The organism is Ensifer sp. ZNC0028 (assembly GCF_000799055.1).
Lineage (GTDB): Bacteria > Pseudomonadota > Alphaproteobacteria > Rhizobiales > Rhizobiaceae > Ensifer.
The window spans coordinates 1-20,541 of sequence record NZ_JTLA01000006.1 but is presented as its reverse complement, the minus strand read 5'-3'; the positions used below and the strand labels follow the sequence as shown (position 1 = coordinate 20,541).

Annotated in this window: 21 protein-coding genes, 1 tRNA gene and 1 pseudogene; 12 read left to right on the top strand and 11 right to left on the bottom strand. The window is 61.2% G+C overall.

The features are described from left to right. The 3 genes and pseudogenes from L981_RS35930 to L981_RS33170 all read right to left on the bottom strand — a co-directional run. Positions 1-106 (bottom strand): annotated as a pseudogene (locus tag L981_RS35930) (porin); the annotation flags it as partial. 662 nt (positions 107-768) lie between these two features. Next, positions 769-858: transfer RNA gene (locus L981_RS01805), tRNA-Ser, on the bottom strand. A 188-nt stretch (positions 859-1,046) separates the two neighbouring features. After that, a complete protein-coding gene (locus tag L981_RS33170) occupies positions 1,047-3,266 on the bottom strand; it encodes a caspase family protein (RefSeq protein ID WP_052201534.1) in 2,220 nt (739 codons plus the stop codon). 297 nt (positions 3,267-3,563) lie between these two features. On the opposite strand from L981_RS33170, the gene L981_RS01795 reads away from it, so the two are divergent. From L981_RS01795 to L981_RS01785, 3 genes are all read left to right on the top strand, one after another. Beyond that, on the top strand, positions 3,564-3,920 hold the full coding sequence (locus L981_RS01795; RefSeq protein WP_043611196.1) for a hypothetical protein: 357 nt from the start codon (positions 3,564-3,566) through the stop codon (positions 3,918-3,920). 199 nt (positions 3,921-4,119) lie between these two features. Continuing rightward, positions 4,120-4,497 carry a PilZ domain-containing protein gene (locus L981_RS01790; protein WP_043611195.1) on the top strand — a complete coding sequence of 126 codons (378 nt, stop codon included), beginning with the start codon at positions 4,120-4,122 and terminating at the stop codon, positions 4,495-4,497. Between the two features lie 126 nt (positions 4,498-4,623). Beyond that, the gene (locus L981_RS01785) at positions 4,624-5,739 is read left to right on the top strand and encodes a pyridoxal phosphate-dependent aminotransferase (RefSeq protein WP_043611193.1); all 1,116 of its coding nucleotides are present in this window, start codon (positions 4,624-4,626) and stop codon (positions 5,737-5,739) included. A gap of 41 nt (positions 5,740-5,780) precedes the next feature. On the opposite strand, the gene L981_RS01780 is transcribed toward L981_RS01785, so the two are convergent. After that, positions 5,781-6,047, bottom strand: coding sequence for a sel1 repeat family protein (locus L981_RS01780; RefSeq protein WP_043611192.1), 267 nt, complete (start codon positions 6,045-6,047; stop codon positions 5,781-5,783). 595 nt (positions 6,048-6,642) lie between these two features. On the opposite strand from L981_RS01780, the gene L981_RS01775 reads away from it, so the two are divergent. The 5 genes from L981_RS01775 (at position 6,643) to L981_RS01755 (ending at position 9,777) form a co-directional block, all read left to right on the top strand. After that, on the top strand, positions 6,643-6,984 hold the full coding sequence (locus L981_RS01775) for a DUF2147 domain-containing protein (RefSeq protein WP_043611191.1): 342 nt from the start codon (positions 6,643-6,645) through the stop codon (positions 6,982-6,984). Positions 6,985-7,302: 318 nt separating this feature from the next. Beyond that, a complete protein-coding gene (locus L981_RS34345; RefSeq protein ID WP_043611187.1) occupies positions 7,303-7,476 on the top strand; it encodes a hypothetical protein in 174 nt (57 codons plus the stop codon). Positions 7,477-7,548: 72 nt separating this feature from the next. Then, positions 7,549-7,725, top strand: a complete 177-nt coding sequence (locus tag L981_RS34340) for a hypothetical protein (RefSeq protein WP_162251053.1) — start codon at positions 7,549-7,551, stop codon at positions 7,723-7,725. A gap of 145 nt (positions 7,726-7,870) precedes the next feature. Then, positions 7,871-8,191: a YnfA family protein gene (locus tag L981_RS01760; RefSeq protein WP_043611185.1), complete on the top strand. Its 321-nt coding sequence runs from the start codon at positions 7,871-7,873 to the stop codon at positions 8,189-8,191. An 83-nt stretch (positions 8,192-8,274) separates the two neighbouring features. Further along, a complete protein-coding gene (locus tag L981_RS01755; protein WP_043611184.1) occupies positions 8,275-9,777 on the top strand; it encodes an AMP nucleosidase in 1,503 nt (500 codons plus the stop codon). A 43-nt stretch (positions 9,778-9,820) separates the two neighbouring features. On the opposite strand, the gene L981_RS01750 is transcribed toward L981_RS01755, so the two are convergent. After that, complete coding sequence (locus L981_RS01750) at positions 9,821-10,774, bottom strand: lysylphosphatidylglycerol synthase domain-containing protein (protein ID WP_043611183.1); 954 nt, start codon at positions 10,772-10,774, stop codon at positions 9,821-9,823. A gap of 132 nt (positions 10,775-10,906) precedes the next feature. On the opposite strand from L981_RS01750, the gene L981_RS01745 reads away from it, so the two are divergent. Both L981_RS01745 and L981_RS01740 read left to right on the top strand, forming a co-directional pair. Then, entirely contained in the window at positions 10,907-11,884 is a 978-nt protein-coding gene (locus tag L981_RS01745; protein ID WP_052201533.1) for a glycosyltransferase family 2 protein, read from the top strand. Next, the gene (locus tag L981_RS01740; RefSeq protein ID WP_052201532.1) at positions 11,877-13,406 is read left to right on the top strand and encodes a glycosyltransferase family 39 protein; all 1,530 of its coding nucleotides are present in this window, start codon (positions 11,877-11,879) and stop codon (positions 13,404-13,406) included. Before L981_RS01745 ends, L981_RS01740 begins: the two co-directional genes overlap by 8 nt. Here the strand turns inward: L981_RS01740 and L981_RS01735 are convergent. Together L981_RS01735 and L981_RS01730 are read right to left on the bottom strand one after the other, a co-directional pair. Continuing rightward, positions 13,343-14,266, bottom strand: a complete 924-nt coding sequence (locus L981_RS01735; protein WP_043611182.1) for a diacylglycerol kinase family protein — start codon at positions 14,264-14,266, stop codon at positions 13,343-13,345. The two genes, L981_RS01740 and L981_RS01735, sit on opposite strands and share 64 nt — an antisense overlap. 168 nt (positions 14,267-14,434) lie before the next feature. After that, positions 14,435-14,908, bottom strand: coding sequence for an Lrp/AsnC family transcriptional regulator (locus tag L981_RS01730; RefSeq protein WP_043611181.1), 474 nt, complete (start codon positions 14,906-14,908; stop codon positions 14,435-14,437). Between the two features lie 152 nt (positions 14,909-15,060). Between L981_RS01730 and L981_RS01725 the strand changes: the two genes are divergently transcribed. Further along, the gene (locus L981_RS01725; protein ID WP_043611180.1) at positions 15,061-15,969 is read left to right on the top strand and encodes a DMT family transporter; all 909 of its coding nucleotides are present in this window, start codon (positions 15,061-15,063) and stop codon (positions 15,967-15,969) included. A 72-nt stretch (positions 15,970-16,041) separates the two neighbouring features. Here L981_RS01725 and L981_RS01720 read toward each other — a convergent pair whose 3' ends face one another. The 3 genes from L981_RS01720 to L981_RS01710 form a co-directional block, all read right to left on the bottom strand. Continuing rightward, on the bottom strand, positions 16,042-16,929 hold the full coding sequence (locus L981_RS01720; RefSeq protein ID WP_043611179.1) for a proline/glycine betaine ABC transporter permease: 888 nt from the start codon (positions 16,927-16,929) through the stop codon (positions 16,042-16,044). Positions 16,930-17,041: 112 nt separating this feature from the next. Beyond that, complete coding sequence (locus L981_RS01715) at positions 17,042-18,040, bottom strand: ABC transporter substrate-binding protein (protein WP_043611198.1); 999 nt, start codon at positions 18,038-18,040, stop codon at positions 17,042-17,044. Positions 18,041-18,271: 231 nt separating this feature from the next. After that, positions 18,272-18,844, bottom strand: a complete 573-nt coding sequence (locus tag L981_RS01710) for an ABATE domain-containing protein (RefSeq protein WP_043611178.1) — start codon at positions 18,842-18,844, stop codon at positions 18,272-18,274. A 93-nt stretch (positions 18,845-18,937) separates the two neighbouring features. On the opposite strand from L981_RS01710, the gene L981_RS01705 reads away from it, so the two are divergent. Further along, entirely contained in the window at positions 18,938-19,840 is a 903-nt protein-coding gene (locus L981_RS01705) for an alpha/beta fold hydrolase (protein WP_043611177.1), read from the top strand. Between the two features lie 612 nt (positions 19,841-20,452). On the opposite strand, the gene L981_RS33565 is transcribed toward L981_RS01705, so the two are convergent. After that, positions 20,453-20,541, bottom strand: an 89-nt coding sequence (locus tag L981_RS33565) for a 4Fe-4S dicluster domain-containing protein (RefSeq protein ID WP_156133942.1), incomplete at its 5' end; no start/stop codon positions are given.

The window sequence follows — 20,541 nt, the reverse complement described above, 5'->3', positions numbered from 1 at the left end:
ATTCCATGGGCTCCGGCTCGGCTGCGACGATTGCGTCGGCTGCCTGTGCGCCGGAAACTGCTGCGAGAGCTGCAGCGGAGCCGAGAAGAAGGCTCTTGATGTTCATTTCTGACCTCCAGTCAAAAGTTTCAAACGGGTCTGGGTATTTTGCTGAAGGACAGCTTTCCCTGCCCCATCCCCAACGTTCAAGAAGTCGGACGATCAACCGCCCTTGCTTCCGGAGTTGAAAATACAAGACCGGATCATCGGCGCAACGTCCAACTGGCGAGTTCACCTCCTTTGCATCGCCCTTCGCCGAGCCCTGTTGCTGAAACGACACAAAATCGCCGCAGACCCCCGAAGAAAATTAACAAAGCATTAAGAAAACCCTTTGCTGACGGGGGGTTAGCATAGGGAAGACGGAGGTCGCCTGTTTCAGAAAGAGGCAGAAACCCGCCTAAAACAGGGGAAAAGCTGGACGCGAACTTCGATTCAGATGACCCGCAGAATGCCTAAAACAGCATTCGCTCTAAAAAAGCGCTTCGTGAAGAAAGGATGGAGGGCTGAGGAATCGGCAGAATCAACGCAGAGATTCGCGAAACGCCCTGCACAAGTGATTCTGGACGCTGTGAACGCCAGCACCGCGCAGCATCAAAAATGCGCGAGCGACTACAGCGAATTGCCGCCACGACCAATGAACCACGACGAGTGAAATTCTGCGAGAGATAGCCGAAACCATATGCTTGCTCGAAGCGGCAGAGCGCAAAGGGTATGGGCTGCTTGGGATAGTGGCGGAGAAGAAGGGATTCGAACCCTCGATACCGTTTCCGGTATACTCCCTTAGCAGGGGAGCGCCTTCGACCACTCGGCCACCTCTCCGTTAGCGCCTGACTAGTGTCAGTCCGCGGCCAATGCAAGATTTTTTTGTCGGTTTCCGGGAAAACCTCGCATTTTCGTGTGGGCCGATCGGCAAGTCCGGCCGCACCGCGTTGTGTTCGCCCTCATCTTCCCGGGCAAGGCCGGTGTACGCGGCAATGTGATTCCGTGTCGGCGCAGTCGTGTGCTCCTTACGATTTGCGCGCGAGCCGTTCGATTGCCTGTTGAGTCGCAGCACCAAACTCGCCGTCGACCGGGCCACCATAATACCCACGGTCCTTCAAGAGGCTCTGCATTTCCTTGCGGAAGGCCGGTGTGAAGTTGTTGGGCTGGTTCTTCAGTTCATCGAGCTTGGCCGGATCCCCACCCTCGACGCTGGCCGCTGCCCAGCGAACCGCCTCCTTCGCGTCCGCCTTGGTGCCAAGGCCATAATCATAGAGGCGACTGAGGTTGCCCATCGCATAGGCGCTACCGGCGTTGGCCGCCATCTCGTACCAGGTGCGGGCCTGCACATAGTCCTGCGCGACACCGTTGCCGATATCGTAGAACCAGCCGAGCAGCGCCATGGAATAGGAATCGCCCACATTGGCCGCCTTCTCGTACCAGACCTTGGCATCCGGGTAGCTCTGCTCGGTTCCCAGCCCATTCTGATAGGCCCAGCCGAGCGACGACATCGCGTTGGCGTCGCCACTTTCGGCTGCTTTCTTGTACCAGGCGAGCGATTGTCCGAGGTCTTTCGGCAGGCCAAGGCCCTCGCGGTAGAACCAGCCCATCGTCGCCATGGCATTGGCGTATCCCTGATTGGCGGCCAGTTCATACCACCGGGCGGCTTCCGCATAGTCCTGTGCGATGCCGCCATAGCCCTCGCGATAGAGCCAGCCGAGCGAAGCCTGGCCATAAGCATTGCCGGCTCGGGCCGCCTGGTCGAACATGCGCTTGCCCTCGTCGACATCCACCGGCCCATCGGTCCCGTACACCGAAAACCAGGCGAGATTGGTCAAGGCATACATGTTGCCGCCGTCGGCGGCCTTGCGGTAGTTGCGCCGCGCCTCGACATAGTTGCGCCCGGCGTCCTGCGCGCGACCCAACATATTGACGAGCATCATATCGTCAGGGTTCTCGTTGACGGCCTGGGCGCAAGCGGTGAGCGCCCGCTCGGCATCGAGTTTCAGGAAATTGACCCCGAGGAAACCGGGCATCGACTGGGGCTCGCCGGCAAGCAGATAGCAATCGCGCGAAGCCTGGGTGTCCTTGCCGGTCGGCGAAACATTGAGGCCCTTCTGCGGCTCGAGGGCTGCAATCTGCTGCTCGGCCTCTGCCTTGTGTTGGCTGTCAGGGTAGCGCTCGATGAAGCGCGTCAGCGCCGCCGCATCGGTCGACTGCTTCAAGGCTTCCCATGCAATCTCGTCCGGCGTCACGCTCGATGTCTGCTCGGCTTCGCTCAAGAGCTTCAGTTTCTTTTCGGCGAGCATCTTATAGACCGGGTCCGAGCCATGCTTGGCCAGAAAGGCGGTCAGCAGGTCCTTGTCGGCGAGATCACGGATGTTTTGCCAGTCGGCAGCCGCTTCCGATTGGCTGTTCGGCGACAGCTGTCCGCCATTGTTGGTGACGGTGATGTTCACTTCTTTGATGTTGAGAAAAATCTGGGCGCCACCGAGCGAGCCGTAGACGAAAGGCTCCTGGCCGCGATTTGTCACCGAAACCACCTCGTCGCGCACCTTGCCGAGCGCAATGCGGACATCGACACCCGGCTCGGTCAGATATTTGGCGAGTGCCGTGGCGAAAGGGCTGTTCTTGCCCTCCCCGTCGAGCGCGACCGTGCCGGCCTTGGAAGCAAACGCAACGAGAAGATCGGCCGATTCGGGCTCGACGCGCGCCAGTCCACGCGAAACGGCCCTGGTCGAGATCGAGCGCGTCATGCTCTGCTCGAAGGGATTGTTGCGACAGGCGTCGAGGATCACAAGCTTGAGCTTGGTTGCCCCTTCGAGCGAGCGCTGAACCCGGTCGAGGTCGATCGCCTCGTCCTCGACATCCTTGTCAGTCTTCAGTTGCACGTCGACGGGAAGCAGGAAGTTCTCGCCGTTCATTTCCATGCCATGGCCGGAATAATAGACGATCGCAACTTCGGCACCGGTCGCGAGATCCTCGAAGTCGCGCAGCGCCTTGACCATGTCCTGGCGACCAACGTCGTGAACCGTCGTCACCGAATCAAATCCGGCGTCCTCGAAGGAAGCCTTCATCAGCTCGACGTCGTTGGCGGGATTGTTCAGCGGCGACGTCGCTGCATATTTCTCATTGCCGATCAGCAGCGCGACGCGCTTTGCCGCCCACGCTCCGGCGGGCATCGACACGAACAGCGCCACACAGATGATCGAAAGCGGCAGCCACCGCCGCGAAAGCCCCAAGGCCATGCTATTCCCTCCGGCACCGACCATCGTTTTCCGCCTTGCCCGGCTTCAACGACAGACGACGCCTCGCCCGATTGCCCTCGGAAGCTGCCATCGGCGCTCCCGGTCTTGCCTGACGAAAGTATTACGTATGAGGTTGGGGCTTTCAATGTCGGCGCACGCCATATTTTAGCGCTGATGCCTGCCGATGGCACAAGGTCTAAGCAAGTCGGCACGCTTAGCTCAATCACGGTGGCGAAACGGCGAGTCCTTCTAGAGCACCACAGATCCGCCGAGGGCTGCGCTGATACGGAGCTTGCAATGTCGATGAAAATGCATGTCGCCGAGGGGAAGCCCGGCCAGCTCTCTACGACCCATCAGCATTATTTCATCGAGCGGCCGTGCCGGATCCTCGTCATCGGCCAGCACCTGAAGGCCAAGACCAAGTACCAATGCCTGCTGCGCCATATCTCGGTTGCCGGCGCAATGTTGGATTTCAACGCGGCGATCCTGATACCGAAACACTTTTTCCTCGAGATAGAGGGGTTCAAAGAGGAAATCGGGTGTTCGCAGGTCCATCGCGAAGGTACGGAACTCGGGGTGCGGTTCAACATGCTGCTTTCGGCCGACTTCCTGAGACGCCTGATCCGCATCCAGTTTTCGAGCGGCGGTCTTTGAACCTCCAATCCAGGCAACGCTGACATTAGATTTTTAGTGATCGATTTCAGGGGATTGCAAGTTTCTTCTGCAAAACTGATTCTAGCATCGGTGGAAATCGCCCACCGATATGATGTGGGACAAATGAATTGTCCGGGGTCTTGGCATGCGGTCAGAGGTTGATCGCGCCGTCCGACCCGGCACTGGCGGAGACAGACGCATGCAGAACCAGACGATGTATTCCTGCGTCCCCTCGCCTTTTTACGAGCGGCGCTACGAGCGTTTCTCCATCGGCCATGCGGGCACATTGACTGCCGTGCAGCCGGGGCTCGGAAGCGTCTCGGTCCGCTCCTGCCGGATGATCGACATATCGCGCGGCGGCGCCAGCTTTGCCGTCGACACCAATATCGGCCTGCCGCAACACTATTATCTGCACATCGTCGGCACGTCGCTTCGGATCGGCTGCGCCGAGGTCTATCGGAACGGCGAGCGCATCGGCGTGCAGTTCATCAAGCCGATCGAGCAGACCTTGCTGCGCGAAATCATCCGACAGGAATTCTTCACCGGGCAAGTGAAGAACGCCAAGCCGCGGCGATAGGCCGACGCCGACTGCAAGGCGAAAGGCCGCGGATTCCGGCAGCTTTTCTTTCGGCAGCGATTCCGCTTTGACGAAGCATGCGATAAGTTCTCCGTTACTTCATTCGAACGGGGCCTTATCTTCAGCATGTCCGCATTCTCTCGCTTCACGCCGCTCATCCAATCCCTTCCATCCACCATCCCCTTCGTCGGGCCGGAGGCGATCGAACGCCAGCGCGGGCGCGCGATCGCGGCGCGCATCGGCGCCAACGAAAGCGGCTTCGGTCCGGCCGAGAGCGTGCTGTCGGCGATGCGGGAAGCGGCGAGCGGGACCTGGAAATATGCCGACCCTGAGAATCACGATCTGAAGCAGGCGCTTGCAGCCCATCTCGGAACCAGCCCGGCCAATCTCGCGATCGGCGAAGGCATCGACGGACTGCTCGGCCAGATCGTCCGCATGGTGATCGAGCCGAGCATGCCGGTCGTCACCTCGCTTGGCGCCTACCCCACCTTCAACTACCACGTCGTCGGCCATGGCGGCCGGCTCGTCACCATGCCCTATGCGAGCGACCGGGAAGACCTCGACGGATTGCTGGCAGCTGTGAAGCAGGAAAATGCGCCGCTCGTCTATTTCGCCAATCCCGACAATCCGATGGGAAGCTGGTGGTCGGCCGAACGCATTGTTGAATTTGCTAGGGCCTTGCCCGAGACGACGCTCTTCATTCTGGATGAAGCCTATTGCGAAACCGCGCCGGCCGATGCGCTGCCGCCGATCGACGCCCTGATCGACATGCCGAACGTGGTGCGCACGCGCACGTTCTCGAAGGCCTACGGGCTTGCGGGTTCGCGCGTCGGCTATGTGATCAGCACTCCGGGCACGGCCCAGGCTTTCGACAAGATCCGCAACCATTTCGGCATGAACCGGATCGGCGTCGCCGCGGCGATCGCAGCGCTTGCGGACCAGGCGTATCTGAAGGAAGTGACGACCAAGATTGCAGAGTCGCGGCAGCGTATCGCCGCCATCGCCACGCGAAATGGCCTTGCGCCGCTCGTCTCGGCCACCAACTTCGTGGCTGTCGATTGCGGCAGGGACGCGGTCTATGCCCGCGCGATCGTCGATACCTTGATGAGCGACCACGGCATCTTCATAAGGATGCCCGGGGTCGCGCCGCTCAATCGCTGCATCCGGATCAGCACCGGACCAGAGACGGAGATGGCCCTGCTCGAAGCGGCCATGCCCGCGGTTTTGAAGAAACTCGCCTGACGCCTTGTCTCAAGGCCCAGCTTGCGGCGCCGCCTGTCCGATCAGTGGACCGTCATCCATTCGCGAGCGGCGCGCAGTGCTGCTGCGAGATCCGGCTTGCTCATCGTCATAGCCAGGTCCGCGCGCAGATCGACGGCGCGGTCGCACCCCTTGATCGCCGCGATGTTCAGCCACTTGTGGGCGGCGACGAGATCGACCGGGCGTCCGTGGCCGGTCGCATAGGCCAGACCCATGTCGCAAAAGGTTTCCGCCTGGTTGTCACCACCCATCGCGGCATCCGAAGCAATCTGCATATCAAAGCGTGCCATTGTCGTGTCCCTGTCTTGCCTGGTTGGTTTTTCCGAAGCGGCCCGCCCGTTTGGGGCGGACCATGCTCCAGATCAGCACTTGTTTTGGTCCCTGTTCGACCTTGCCTCTTTGCGGGCCTTTCCGAAGCGCTCCGTCTTTTTGCGGTGTCGTCCTCGGTGGTTTTTCGGAGCGTTTCGTTCCGCTCGTCTTATGGCTTCACTATGCCTTACGGGTTTCAATGGGCGCTTAAAATGCATGCTTAATTTGCGACAAACAAAGTTCAAACGCTTGGTAAACTTGAGTTTTTGTTAAACATCGGAAGGCCGGAAATCCGGCGCATTCGCCTCAAAATTTACGAAAAATTCAATCGGCGATTTCAACCAAACGCTAACCACGAAAAGATCGGCGCCCGCGAAGTCTGCGCAATTCCTTGCGCAAGAAGCGCTTAAAACCGTCCAGGAAAAAGCGGCGAAAGCCGCGATTCGGCTTGTTTACCTTTACGTGCGCGTAAGCTATCTTTGCCCGCGGCGGTGAGGAGACTGCCTTTTCATACGAGGACATCTAGGGCTGTCGGCGGAGCGGACCACGCCGGCAGGCTCGATCTGGAGGACACGAATGCTACGCACATTGCTCATCGCCGCGACGCTGGCTCTCAGCATTGCCGGAACGGCCACGGCGGCGGAACCGATCTTAGGCAACTGGAAGACGGCGAGCGGCGCCACGGCGGAAATCGCCCCTTGCGGCGGCGCTTTCTGCATCACGCTGAAGACCGGCAAGCACGCCGGCAAGCGCATCGGCAATCTTTCGGGCGCCGACGGCAGCTATTCGGGCGAAATCACCGATCCGGATACCGACAAGACCTATAGCGGTTCCGGCGCGGTTAACGGCAATTCGCTGAAGATGAAGGGCTGCGTGCTGAAGGTGCTGTGCAAATCGCAGACCTGGACCCGTCTCTAATAGAACAGAGCGCGCGGCAGAAATCGCAGTCATGACGAAGACGATGAAAGGGTAGCCGATGGCTGCCCTTTTTTCATGCGCGCAAAGGACGGACCGAGCGGCTTGTCGCCAGCGCCTTCAAGGGGTGTTTTGAAATGACCGGAGGCTAGCCGCCCGTTTCTCCCGGGCACCGGCGCCGGGGTCGGCCACCTCTTGGTTCCATGGAAGTGCAACCGAAGATGAACGCCAGATGAACGGACATCTCAGCATCAATTCAGTTTGGGTATGCGAAAACACACTCAATCGATTTGAACCTGCCTCCAGACAACGGACAGAACCATGGATATCCTCGCTCGGCGCCTCACCATCATCAGCCTTCTGATGGTCGTTTTCGCTGTCTCTCTTGCCGCCGCGGTCAGCGCTGACACCGAACGTCGCCGCAGCAATACCTATCTCGGTTCGCTGACCGATTGCACCGTTCACACGGCACAGTACTGCCAGGCCAAGCTCTAACGCAGCCAGGCGGGCTAAGTTCCAGAGCCCCAACCGAAACCGATCACTTCGTGGTCTGATGGAGAGACGAACATGCTGGCAGCACTTTCGACTTCGGCCTTTCTGTCGCTGCGCGTCCTGGCGCTCGCAAGCCTGCTGATGGCGCCGGTCGGGGCGCTCGCCTATTCCAAGGCCAGCGGTACCGGCATCGGCAAGCAGGGCGCGGGCCTTGTCCTCTTCGTCACCCTGCAGCGCCAGGCCATGACCTGACGGAACGCTATGGATCGGAACCACGAGCTGTAAAGGGCGCGCATCGCGCCCTTTTGTTTTGGCCGACTTGCGCATCCGCGCGCCGCTTACCTATCCTTGGGTCTCCAGAGGATTCGTCACAGCCAAGGCCACCAGACCCGAACCGATGCCCGCCTATCTCATCTACGCCCTCGCCGCCCTTGCCGAAATCGCCGGCTGCTTTGCCTTCTGGGCATGGCTGAAGCTCGACAAGTCTGCCCTCTGGCTCGCTCCCGGCATGGTGTCGCTGGCGCTCTTTGCCTGGCTGCTCACATTGATCGACAGCGAGGCTGCCGGCCGCGCCTATGCGGCCTATGGCGGCGTCTATATCGCCGCGTCGCTGCTCTGGCTCTGGCTGGCGGAAGGTGTCAGGCCGGACCGCTGGGATCTCACCGGCATGGCGGTCGCGCTGATCGGCAGTGCGATCATCCTCGCCGGACCGCGTTGAGCGACGAACCCCAAGTCGCCTCGCGGTTGTGGGTGCCGCCATCTTGTCGTTTGCTTGTCAGAAGCCGCAGCCTATAATGCGACATGAACAAGCGAATCTCTGCACACTCCGTCCTTTCCACAGCAACGCCCGAGCCTTTCGAGCCGCAGTACTTCGATGATCCCGCGGCCGCCGTCGATTGCCTCGAGGCGCTTTACGAACGCAATACCCGGTTCCTCTGCGACGCGTTCGAGGAGCTGGGCAAGGGCGGCAAGCCGCTGACCCGTTATCGCGCCTGCTACCCGCAGGTCAGCATCGAGACGAGCAGCTTTGGCCATGTCGATTCCCGTCTTTCCTATGGTTATGTCAGTGCGCCCGGCGTTTATACGACGACGATCACCCGGCCAAAACTCTTCCGGCACTATCTGAAAGAGCAACTCGGGCTGCTGACCCGCAATCATGGTCTCGGCGTCACCGTTTCGGAATCGGCCACTCCGATCCCGCTGCATTTCGCCTTCGGCGAAAGCGCCTATGTCGAGGCATCGGCCGCCAACGCCATCGACATCCCCTTGCGCGACCTGTTCGATGCACCCGACCTGACGACCACGGACGACGAAATCGCCAACGGCTCCTACGAGCCGGGTCCGGGCGAGCCGTCACCGCTCGCGCCGTTCACCGCGCAGCGTATCGACTATTCGCTGGCGCGGCTCAGCCACTACACGGCAACGAGCGCCAATCACTTCCAGAACTTCGTGCTTTTCACCAACTACCAGTTCTACGTCGACGAGTTCTGCGCCTGGGCCCGGCAGCAGATGGCAGAAGGCGGCAACGGCTACACCGCCTTCGTCGAGCCCGGCAACATCGTGACACCTGCCGGTGCCAGCAAGCCGGAGACGGACTTCACCCTCCCCCGGTTGCCGCAGATGCCGGCCTATCACCTGAAGAAGAAGGGCCACGGCGGCATCACGATGGTCAATATCGGCGTCGGTCCGTCCAACGCCAAGACGATCACCGACCATATCGCCGTGCTGCGCCCGCACGTTTGGCTGATGCTCGGCCACTGCGCCGGCTTGCGCAACAGCCAGCGGCTCGGCGACTACGTGCTTGCCCATGCCTATATGCGTGAGGATCACGTGCTCGACGACGACCTGCCGGTCTGGATCCCGCTGCCGGCGCTTGCAGAAGTGCAAGTGGCGTTGCAGGACGCCGTGGCGGAAGTGACCGGTTATCGCGACTACGATCTCAAGCAGATCATGCGCACGGGAACCGTCGCCACCATCGACAACCGCAACTGGGAGCTTCGCGACCAGCGCGGCCCGGTCAAGCGGCTGTCGCAGGCGCGCGCCATTGCGCTCGACATGGAATCGGCAACGATCGCCGCCAACGGTTTCCGCTTCCGCGTGCCCTATGGAACGCTGCTGTGCGTTTCCGACAAGCCGCTGCACGGCGAATTGAAGCTGCCGGGCATGGCGACGGCCTTCTACAAGACGCAGGTCAGCCAGCATTTGAAGATCGGCATCCTGGCGCTGCAGAAGCTCGCGGCGATGCCACCGGAAAAGCTGCATTCCCGCAAGCTCAGAAGCTTCTACGAAACCTCGTTCCAGTAGAGGCCGGAACGTCGCCAGAACATTGCCCCCACGGCATGACGCTCTAGCGACGTTTTCCCAGAACCATCGACAACAGCGTGCCCGCGACCGCGGACACGATAATCAGAAGATGCGCGTTGACGCCGGCAGTCGCCAGCAGGTCAAGGCCCGCCCGACCGGCGGGGGCGCCGAAGGAAACGGCGCCGGCCGCAATCGCCGCCGGATAGGTGCCGACGCCGGCCGGCGCATGCATCGGCAGCACCGACGAGAGCTCGCCTCCGAGCGCGCCGCCAAAACTGGCCGCAATCGGCGCAACGCCCATGAACGCCAGCACCCAGGCGAGCACGATCACCTTGACCGCCCAGTTGAGGATGGTCATGCCCCAGGCGCGAAGGAATGCAGCCACGGTGCCCGGCAGGCCCGCCTCCAATTCCTCGACGACCGGCTCAAGCTTTGCCGGCAGAAGCCGGCGCGCCAGCGCGATCGCATGGTCCTTCAAGAGAAAAAAGAGAAACGGCGAGACGAGCGCTGCAAACCAGACGAGCCAGAGCGCGACCGACCCTCTGCCGAAGACCAAGCCGACGACGGCAACGACCAGGAGCGCATGCAGGTCGAGCAGGCGCATGACCAGAAGGGCGGCCGTGCCCCTGGCGAGCGGGACGGAAAACTCCGAACGCATCAGCAACGGAAAGCTGGTCTCGCCGGCCCGAAACGGCAGCATGATGTTCAGGAGATTGTGGACCTGGGTGACGCGAAAGAGCGGCAGGAAGCGCCCCGACGTTTCGTTCGGGAAGTAATCGTAGATGCGATAGCAGCGGATGAAGTAGGTCGCGATGAGGAGCAAGAGGGCCGCAGACGCGGCACCAAGGCCGATTTCGGACCACTGACGCAAGAGCGCCGGCCAGCCCCAGAACCATTCGACGAAGGCCGCGTAGGCTGCAATGGCGCCCGCCGACAGCAATGTCATCCGGTTGCGGACGAGCCAGGATCGCCGGTCAGGCTCGCAATCCGATGTCATCAGGCCTCGATTTCCCGTGTTGAAGGGCAAGATTGAACGTTGGTTATCACCGATATCTGTGCAAGAAAATGTTTATGTAAGCACAGTCCAATTCTTGCGGCAGCGCGAGCGCCGTATGTATGAGCGGTTCCCATGCATTCCATAGAGCTATCCGTCGTCATTCCCGTATTCAACGAAGAAGACAGCATTCAGCCGCTGATTACGCGGGTCCGCGATGCACTGACGAATTTTCCGACCCCTTGGGAACTGATCCTCGTCGACGACGGCAGCACCGATCGAACGCTCGTGAATGCAAGAAAGGCGCTTTCCGATCCCGGCATCGACCTCAAGATCGTTGAGCTGCAGAAGAACTTCGGACAGACGGCAGCCATGCAGGCCGGCATCGACGCTGCCGCCGGCCGCCTGATCGCCACGCTCGACGGCGACCTGCAGAACGACCCTGCCGATATTCCCGAGATGGTCACCGCGATCGAGGAGCGTCAGCTCGACCTGCTCGTCGGCTGGCGAAAGAACCGACAGGATGGCCTGTTCCTTCGGAAAATCCCGTCCTGGTGCGCCAATCGGCTGATCGGCAAGATCACCGGCGTCCGGCTTCACGACTATGGCTGCAGCCTGAAGGTCTATCGCGCGTCGATCATCAAGCAGGTGAAGCTGATGGGCGAAATGCACCGCTTTATCCCCGCCTGGGTCGCAGGCGTCGTGCCGAGCAGCCGCATCGGCGAATTGCCCGTAACCCACCACGCGCGGCAGCATGGCCAGTCCAAATACGGGATCTCCAGAACCTTCCGGGTGATTCTCGATCTCCTGTCGGTGCTGTTCTTCATGCGCTACAAGGCGCGCCCGGGACACTTCTTCGGTTCGATTGGGCTTGCGGCGGGCGCACTCAGCGGCCTGATCCTGCTCTATCTCGGCTTCGACAAGTTCGTGCTCGGCAACGATATCGGAACCCGGCCGATGCTGATCGTCGGGGTGATGTTGTTCCTCTCGTCGGTGCAGCTCATCACCACAGGCATTCTAGCGGAGATGATGGCGCGCACCTATTTCAGCGACGACGGCACGACGAGCTATATCGTCCGGCAGGTCTTCGTGCGGGACCAGACAGATGCTTGAGGCCGTCAACCGCCGGCCAAACCTGGTCCTTGCGCTGATCGCGGGCTACTTCCTGCTGTGCATCGCACTCAGGCTTTCCGCCTCGACGTCGCTCGAGATCGACGAATCCGAGCAGGCCTATGTCTCGCAGTTCCTGATGCTCGGCTACGGTTCGCAACCGCCTTTCTACAACTGGCTGCAATACGGGCTGACCTCGCTGTTTGGCCCGTCGGTGGCCACGATGACCGTGCTCAAGAACGGTCTGCTGTTCCTCAGTTGTCTCTTCTTCGGCCTCGCGTCCCGTGAGGTCGTCGGCGACCGGCGCCTCGCAGCCATTGCGACAATGGGCGTCCTCGCGCTCCCGCCGATCTTCCTGCTTGCCCAGCGTGACCTCTCGCACACGGTCGCCGCGCTATTTGCCGTTTCGCTGTTCCTCTACGCATTCCTGCGGACGATGAACCGACCGACCCTCTTCGCCTATGCTCTGACAGGCGTCGCCGTCGGGATCGGCGTGATTTCAAAGTACAATTTCGTGATCGTTCCGGTGGCCGCGATCGTCGCGATCCTGCCTGAGCCGAAACTTCGCGCCCGGCTATTCGACTGGCGCATCCTTGTCGCAATTGCGGTCTGCGCGCTGATTGCCCTGCCGCACGGCTACTGGGTCGTGCAAAATATCGGCGCCGCGTCGAGCAACACCTTCAAGGAAATGGGAACGGGGCAGGAAGCCGGTTTCGTGTCGAAGGCGTTCAAGGCGATTGTCGCGCTCGTTGCCTCGACGCTTCGCGGTTCAGGCATCATCCTCGTCGTCTTCGCCCTCGTGTTTCGCAAGGACCTGCCTGCGATCTGGCGCGCCGACAGCCTCTGGGCCCGGGTCGTCGGGCGCATGCTGGTCCTCTGTCTCGGCGCCGTTCTCGTCATCATGCTGGTTGCCGGCGCCACCCATATGCGGGAAAAGTGGCTGGTCCTCTTCCTCGCCCTGCTGCCGCTCTATCTGGCTCTGAAGGTCGAGGCGTCCGGCGTCGATACCACACGCAGCGTCCGGCCCGTCGCCCTCCTTATCGGCTTCGTCATCGTGACGACGCTGGTCGTGGTGTCGACCCGCGCCGTCGTCCGGCCCTGGTTCGGCAAGGTTTCGAGATTGAGCATTCCCTACAGCACCCTCGTCGACACCGTCGTTCAGCAGCATGGACGCGAACCGACGATGGTTTTGGCCACCAACAAGCAGGTGGCCGGCAACCTGCGAACACGCCTCCACGGCGCCAAGGTTTACGTGCCCGGCAACAACAGCAGCCCGGCGATCGATCAGCTGGCCGGGCCGCTTCTTGTCGTCTGGACCAATGGCGGCAAGGCCGATGCAGCGCCACCGGCGCCACTCGTCGATGTCCTCAAATCCTTCGGCGTGCCGGAAGCGCAAATACAGCCGCAGCAACTCGCTTTGCCCTATCTGCACGGCAAGCTCGAGGATCGCTACAGTTTCGGCTATTTCTGGATCGACGATCCGTCGCGATCCGCGCCGACGAGCAGCTTGAGCTCGCCGGGGTGAATGCGAAGCGCGACGTCTCGGCCCATGGGCAGAAGCTCACCGTCGATGACGCAGTTGATCTTGCGCTCGACCTTCGGGAAATGCAGATCGAGCGCGTGGCCGTTCATGGCCGTGATCAGCGGGCTGTCGCGAAATTTTCCACGCATCACATCGAGTGCGAGCTTGGCGACACCCGGCGGGCTTAAGGGCGGCGCCGTGTAAAAGCCGAGATGACCGGCAGTCACGTCGTCCGCATACATCAGGGTATCGCGGCCGAAGGGATTGTTGGAGACCGAGACCGCAGACACATGGCGGCTTTCCTTGTGACCGTCGACATCGAACTCGATCTCGAAATCCGGAGGGTTGAGAATCACCCCGACCGCGGCGCGGGTGCTGGCCGCGATCTTTCCCGCCCTTGAGCGAAAGCTGTAGGATTCACGGTAGCGCACCATGCGGGCATGCAGTCCCATGGAGAACTGGTGCACGAAGGCGCGGCCATCGGCGCTGCCAATGTCACCGTCGATGATTACGCCATTTGCCAGCACTTCCGGCACTTTCCAGATATCGAGCGGCAGTTTCAGCGTGCGGGCAAAGAGGTTCATCGTTCCGGCGGGAACGACGCCGAGCGGCATTCGGTTCTTCCAGGCGACGCCGGCGGCGGCCGAGATCGTGCCGTCGCCTCCACCGGCGAGAATGGCATCGAGGTCGTCTCGGCGGCAGGTCCGCTCCAACGCCTCTTGCATTTCGCTTCCGGAAACCGCCGCAATCTCGATCTGGTGGCCCGCGGCCTGGAAGACTTCCTCGACCTTCTGGCCATAGGCGGCCATGTCCGTCGTGCGGAACGTTCCGCCGTCGCGATTGAAGATTGCCTTGATTTTCATGAACGGCTCGTCGGCTCCATTGCCGCGGCAATGCGGCTCACCGCGATCAGATAAGCGCGATTGCGGCCAATTCCAGAACCTTACCGAAACTTAACGGGAGCGCAGGACCCTTCACGCGCTCCATCACGGCCGGCACAACAGAAGCGAAGTGTCACGGCAGCGCAGCGATTAGCCCGGCTCCGGCAACTTCAGCGGCCCGCCTGTCTTGATCGAGCGGATCGCGAAATTGGACCGGATGTCGGTGACGCCGGGCAAGGCCAGCAACGTCTCGGTCAGGAGCTTCTCGTAGGCGGGCAGATCCTCGACGACGACCTCGGCGAGGAAATCGGCATTGCCGGAGATCAGAAAGCAGGACACCACCTCGGGGATGGCGAGCAGCGCCTCCTGTTGCTGCTGTGCGCTCTCGCGGCTATGGCGCCCGACCTTGATTTCGACGAAGACCGTCAGCCCGAGACCGGCTTCCTTGCGATCGATGTCGGCCCTGTAGCCGCGCAGAATGCCGGATTTTTCCAGGTTGCGGATGCGCCGCAGGCAGGGCGACGGCGAAAGATTGACCTTCTCGGCAATCTCGACGTTCGTTGCGCGCGCGTCCTCCTGAAGTATCCTAAGGATGGCGAGATCGAATTTATCGAGGCTTGGCATTTTTACAAACTTCAGATGTTGTTATTGGCACATTGTTGCTGACAGTAGTCTATTTCGGGCACAAATCGCAAGGACATGCCCCGCTGTCAGGGCGTAATGTTCCTTCCAGACCCCAAAGCCTCTCAGGTATCCAATTCGGGAAGGAAATTCAAATGGTTGCGCTCGCTCTCGATCGCGGCAATACGACGCCTGTCGCCACCGGCTATGCCGGTGCGTTCATAACCGTCCTCATCTGGGCGGGCTGGATACTGGCGACCCGCCATTCCGCCGGCACCGCGTTTGGCACGATCGATCTCGGCCTGATCCGCTACGGCGTGCCGGCGCTGCTGCTTGCCCCGGTCTGGCTGAAGACCGGGCTGCTGCCGCGCAAGCTGCCGGTCCTGTTGCTGGTTCTCATGATCGCCGGCTCAGGCGCCCTGTTCTTTCAGGTCTCCGCCTTTGCGATCCACTCCGTTCCAGCCTCCTCGGTCGGCGTTCTGCTCGGCGGTTCGATGCCGCTTGCGACCGCCCTCATCGGCATCACGGTCTTTGGCGAGCGGCCGGACCGGATGCGCGTGCTCGGCTTTACCGCGATCCTTGCCGGCGTCGCCATCCTCCTGACGCGCAGCCTCGGCAGCGCGGCAGCGACCGGCTGGAGCGGATACGCGCTGCTGCCGGCGGCTGCCACCCTCTGGGCGATCTATACCCATGCCTTTCGCCGCTCCGGCCTCAGCCCGCTGCAGGGAAGCGCCCTGATCGCCATCTGGTCGTTCTTGATCCATCTGGGACTCGCCGCCTGCTTCGGAACCACCCTCGCCAACGTCCCGCTCCAGGAGATCGCACTGCAGGTCACCAGCCAGGGCATCCTGTCCGGCCTCGTCGCCATGGTAGCCTACGGCTTTGCCGTGAAGAGCCTCGGCGGCACGCAGGCGGCCGCCTTCACGGCGCTGACACCGGTTCTGGCGATGATCGGCGGCGCCATCCTGCTCGGCGAACAGATCGGCCCCTTCGAGATCCTCGCCGCCGTCGTCACCGCAACCGGCGTCGCACTTTCGACCGGCATCCTCTCCGCCCGCAGCTGAGTTTCCCGAAATGACAAAGGCCCCGGCGCTCTTCGCGTCCGGGGCCTTCCTTTTTCTTCCGATCGCCAAGGCTCAGCCGTGGATGATTTCGCGATGCTTCTGCAGCCGATGGCCATAGGCCTGGCTGACGCGGTCAAAGATGATGGCAATGCCGACGATCGCCATCCCGTTGAAGATGCCGAGCGTGAAGTACTGGTTGGCAATCGCCTTCAGCACCGGCTGGCCGAGGCCTTGAACGCCGATCATCGAGGCGATGACCACCATGGCCAGCGCCATCATGATCGTCTGGTTGATGCCGGCCATGATCGTCGGCAAGGCGAGCGGCATCTGCACGTTCTTGAGCTTTTGCCACCCCGACGAACCGAAGGCATCTGCCGCCTCCAGCACGTCCTTGTCGACGAGGCGAATGCCAAGGTTCGTCAGGCGAATCATCGGCGGGATCGCGTAAATGACAACGGCAATCAGCCCCGGCACCTTGCCGATGCCGAGCAGCATCACGACGGGGATCAGATAGACGAAACTCGGCATCGTCTGCATGACGTCGAGGATCGGGTTGACGATGTTCTGGAACCGGTCCGAACGGGACATGACGATGCCGATCGGGATGCCGATGGCGATCGACAGCACGGTACAGACGAAGATCATCGAGACCGTCTTCATCGTGTCGTCCCACATGTCGAAGTAGCCGATCAAAAGCAGCGTGCCGATGCAGCCGGCGACGATCTTCCAGTTGCGGCTTGCCACCCACGCGATGAAAGCGATCAAGATCAGAATGATCGGCCAGGGCGTCTTCGTCATGAAGCGCTCCGACTGGATGAGAAAGAACTGCAAGGGCTCGAAGAAGCCTTCGATCGCGTCGCCATAGGCGCGCGTGAAGCCGCGAAATCCCTCGTCGATCGCCTTTTTCAGGGCTCTCAGGCTCTCGTCATCCATGTGTGGAAACTGGGTCAACCAGTCCATTCCATTTCCCCTTCAGATTTCGCCGGCCGCGATTGTTGTTTTGCCTTTGCCGGACCTCGAACGAAGAGGCGGCGCATATTACTGCGCCGCCCGCTGGCTATGACCGTCGCGATCAGAGCGCGGCCTTCACCTTTTCGACAACCTCGGGCGAAACCCACGGGGTCCAGATATCGGGGTTTTCCTGCAGGAAGTGCTTGGCGCCCTCCTCGCCGCTCGCCTGGTTGTCGGTCATCCAGGCCATCAGCTTGTTGACCGTATCGTTGGTCCAGGCGCGCTTGTTGAGATAGTCCATCGCCGGGCCAGCACGATCGGCGAAGCCCTTGGTCACGAGCGTCTGGACCTTGTCCTTCGGCCAGTCGTTCTTCTTCGGATCCGGGCAGTCGGCGACCGTGTTGCAGCGCTTCCATTCGGCCGCATCGGCGGCCACGCCATGTTCGAGCTTCACCATCTCGTACTTGCCGAGAAGAGCCGTCGGCGCCCAGTAGTAGCCGACCCAGCCCTGCTTGCGCTCATAAGCCTTGGCGATCGAGCCATCGAGGCCTGCGGCCGAACCGGTATCGACCAGCGTGAAGCCAGCCGCTTCGCCGCCATAGGCCTTGTAGAGCTGCGTCGTCACGACCGTGCCGCCCCAGCCCTGCGGGCCGTTGAAGACGGCGCCCTTGCTGGCATCTTCCGGATCCGGGAACAGTTCCTTGTGCTTCAGGGCGTCATCGATCGTCTTGATGTCGGGATTGGCGTCGACGATGTATTTCGGCACCCACCAGCCCTGCACGGCGCCATCGGAGAGCGCGATCGCCGCGCCGACGAGCTTGCCTTCCTCAAGGCCGCGATTGACGACGTCTGGAAGCAGGTCGACCCAGCCTTCCGGTGCGACATCCGGCTGTCCCTTTTCGATCATCGAGGTGATCGTCGGCACGGTGTCGCCGACCACCAGTTCGGCATTGCAGCCGTAGCCTTCCGTCAGGATGATCTTGTCGACACTCGCCAGCACCTCGGCGCTCTGCCAGTTCATGTTGGCGATCGTCACGTCGCCGCATTCGGCGGCCGAAGCTGCGCCGGCGAGGCCGAGGAGGCCTGCGGCCAGGCAAGTCGTTGCAAGAAGCTTCTTCATTTCCGTTCCCTTGTTTTGGCGGTGCATCCCGTCGCACTGCCGATCTCACCGCGGGGATCGACAGCGTCACAGGGCTCGGTCCAACTCAAGACAACAGGGACCGAACGGCCTGCAGATCCGTCGGCGTCAAGCCGATGACACCATGAAAGCTAACGGGCTTTTCCGGCAAGGACTTTCCCATTTGCGTCAACGAGTGCCTTTCCTAATATTTGCGCATCGTCGAAGTGCGCGTCAGGACGTTTTGCTGCGCCGGTAATAGCGCGACACGCGCACCCGGTTTCCGCAGCGCGCCGCCGAGCACCAGCGCCGCCGGGCATTGTTGCCGACAAACAGCATGACGCAATCCTCGGCCTCGCATTTGCGGATCTGCTGGCCTCCCGGCCCAGCCAACAGCTCCGCTGCGTCCTGCGCAAGGAAGGCCGCTAGGCGCACCGCCGCAGACCCTTCTCTCTGACTTTTGAGCAAGGGCGGATCGCCCCATTCAAGTCGTTGAACCGCAGGCGCGGCGCGCATCGCCGCGTTCAGCCCTTCGACCGCTGCAGCGGGCAGACCAAGCCCGCGCATCCGGTGATCGAGCGCCATCGCCAGACTGTCGCGAACGGCGTGGATATGCCCCAGATCCTTGACAGAGATCGAAACGAGGTCGCTCGGGTTCACCTCGGACAGACGGTCCTTTTCCAGTTCCAGCCAAGCCCGGAGCCCTTTGCCATCGGCGATCAGATCGACGGCCCCTGCCGAGACCCGGGGCCGTGTGTTCACGAGATCGAGGGCCAAGGGCTCTCCCACGAACGGCGTCACCTCCATGTCGACCTCCTTTCTAACACCTATTTTTACAATTGACACATTAGGCAAGCGAGTGCAATTCTAATGCATAAGTATCGCTAAGAGGAGTGTTACATGCCTGCTCTCCGCATTCCGGTCATCCGCCACCGTTTCATCGAAATCGATGGGATCCGCCTGTTTTATCGGGAGAGCGTGCCGCATGACGCGGGCACCGACACGCCGACCATCCTGTTGCTGCACGGCTTTCCATCCTCGTCCCACCAATATCGCCGACTGATGGACGCGCTCGGCAGCGACTACCGATTGGTCGCGCCCGATTATCCCGGCTTCGGCCATAGCGACGCGCCGGCGTCCACCTCGTCGGGTGGCAACTTCACCTACAGCTTCGACCGGCTGGCGGATCTCATGGAGGGGTTTGTCGACGCCCTGAAGATCGAGCGCCTCCTGCTTTACGTCTTCGACTTCGGGGCGCCTGTGGGCTTCCGGCTGGCCGCGCGCCGGCCGGAACTGATTGCCGGCCTGATCGTGCAGAACGGCAACGCCTATCACGAAGGTCTGTCGGAGGCCGCCCGGAGTTTCATCGCACTGACGCCGGACGATCCGGATGCCGGCGAAAAGATCGAGCAACTGCTGACGCTGCAGATGACGCGCGCCCAGTACGAAGGCGGCACGAGCGATCCCGAGCGGGTCGCTCCCGACGGCTGGACGATGGACCAGCATTTCCTCGATCTTCCGGAACGACGCCAGCCGCAGCACGACCTGTTCTTCGACTACAAGAGCAACCTTGCGCGCTATGCCGAGTGGCAGACCTGGCTCCGGCGCGATCGCCCGCCAGTGCTCATCACCTGGGGACGCAACGATCCCTTTTTCACCGAGCCCGGCGCGCGGGCATTTCTGGGTGATGTGCCCGAGGCTGAACTGCATCTCTTCGATACGGGCCACTTCGCCCTGGAAGAATTTTTGCCCGAAATCGCGCCGTTGATCGCCGATTTCGTCGACAGGGTATGGACGGAATAGAAAAGACCTGTCGACATCACATACGGCACATTTTCTAATCGCTCGCTGGGCCGCAATTTGCGGCCCATGCCAGAATAGCCACTTTTCGTCAGGCGCTTGATCGTGCCTAGCGGCGGACGACCATTACGCGCAGGCGTTCCAGCAGATCTGGATTTACTTTTCACCAGATATTCTCTGCAATCATTCCGGGCGATAGAGAAAATAGACCTATTTCTTGGACCCCTAATATGATCTCTCGCGAATTTGTTATTGCGATTCACTATATCCCAATGTTGGTCGCAATTTTTGTGTGGTCCAACCTGGTCAATCGACGATCGGTCTTGTCAATTTGCGGTGACATCGTCGGGATATTCGGCATTATAATTTCGATTATACTAATTAATTCCTATTACTCGAGAGTCGACCCCAGCGTCGGGGGCTCACTCGAATGGTTTCTGATTTTCTCCATGCTCACCTTCGGGCTGCTGCCGCTGACAACCGTGACCCTGTGCGTCTTTGCCGGACGACTGATAGGCAGAGCGATCAGTTACTGCATCAAACGGCTGCGCAACCGCGCATCGCCCCGATAGTCAGCGCCAGATCTCTATCAACACCAAGGCGCTTTGCGGCCCATCACATGTTCGGATAGACCGGGCCTTCGCCGCCTTGGGGCGGTACCCAGTTGATGTTCTGGTTCGGGTCCTTGATGTCGCAGGTCTTGC

What these genes read in the sequence shown, in the direction of transcription:
- L981_RS33170 (WP_052201534.1), bottom strand. Translation starts at nt 3,266, where the DNA reads ATGGCCTTGGGGCTTTCGCGGCGGTGGCTGCCGCTTTCGATCATCTGT.
- L981_RS01795 (WP_043611196.1), top strand. Translation starts at nt 3,564, where the DNA reads ATGTCGATGAAAATGCATGTCGCCGAGGGGAAGCCCGGCCAGCTCTCT.
- L981_RS01790 (WP_043611195.1), top strand. Translation starts at nt 4,120, where the DNA reads ATGCAGAACCAGACGATGTATTCCTGCGTCCCCTCGCCTTTTTACGAG.
- L981_RS01785 (WP_043611193.1), top strand. Translation starts at nt 4,624, where the DNA reads ATGTCCGCATTCTCTCGCTTCACGCCGCTCATCCAATCCCTTCCATCC.
- L981_RS01780 (WP_043611192.1), bottom strand. Translation starts at nt 6,047, where the DNA reads ATGGCACGCTTTGATATGCAGATTGCTTCGGATGCCGCGATGGGTGGT.
- L981_RS01775 (WP_043611191.1), top strand. Translation starts at nt 6,643, where the DNA reads ATGCTACGCACATTGCTCATCGCCGCGACGCTGGCTCTCAGCATTGCC.
- L981_RS34345 (WP_043611187.1), top strand. Translation starts at nt 7,303, where the DNA reads ATGGATATCCTCGCTCGGCGCCTCACCATCATCAGCCTTCTGATGGTC.
- L981_RS34340 (WP_162251053.1), top strand. Translation starts at nt 7,549, where the DNA reads ATGCTGGCAGCACTTTCGACTTCGGCCTTTCTGTCGCTGCGCGTCCTG.
- L981_RS01760 (WP_043611185.1), top strand. Translation starts at nt 7,871, where the DNA reads ATGCCCGCCTATCTCATCTACGCCCTCGCCGCCCTTGCCGAAATCGCC.
- L981_RS01755 (WP_043611184.1), top strand. Translation starts at nt 8,275, where the DNA reads ATGAACAAGCGAATCTCTGCACACTCCGTCCTTTCCACAGCAACGCCC.
- L981_RS01750 (WP_043611183.1), bottom strand. Translation starts at nt 10,774, where the DNA reads ATGACATCGGATTGCGAGCCTGACCGGCGATCCTGGCTCGTCCGCAAC.
- L981_RS01745 (WP_052201533.1), top strand. Translation starts at nt 10,907, where the DNA reads ATGCATTCCATAGAGCTATCCGTCGTCATTCCCGTATTCAACGAAGAA.
- L981_RS01740 (WP_052201532.1), top strand. Translation starts at nt 11,877, where the DNA reads ATGCTTGAGGCCGTCAACCGCCGGCCAAACCTGGTCCTTGCGCTGATC.
- L981_RS01735 (WP_043611182.1), bottom strand. Translation starts at nt 14,266, where the DNA reads ATGAAAATCAAGGCAATCTTCAATCGCGACGGCGGAACGTTCCGCACG.
- L981_RS01730 (WP_043611181.1), bottom strand. Translation starts at nt 14,908, where the DNA reads ATGCCAAGCCTCGATAAATTCGATCTCGCCATCCTTAGGATACTTCAG.
- L981_RS01725 (WP_043611180.1), top strand. Translation starts at nt 15,061, where the DNA reads ATGGTTGCGCTCGCTCTCGATCGCGGCAATACGACGCCTGTCGCCACC.
- L981_RS01720 (WP_043611179.1), bottom strand. Translation starts at nt 16,929, where the DNA reads ATGGACTGGTTGACCCAGTTTCCACACATGGATGACGAGAGCCTGAGA.
- L981_RS01715 (WP_043611198.1), bottom strand. Translation starts at nt 18,040, where the DNA reads ATGAAGAAGCTTCTTGCAACGACTTGCCTGGCCGCAGGCCTCCTCGGC.
- L981_RS01710 (WP_043611178.1), bottom strand. Translation starts at nt 18,844, where the DNA reads ATGGAGGTGACGCCGTTCGTGGGAGAGCCCTTGGCCCTCGATCTCGTG.
- L981_RS01705 (WP_043611177.1), top strand. Translation starts at nt 18,938, where the DNA reads ATGCCTGCTCTCCGCATTCCGGTCATCCGCCACCGTTTCATCGAAATC.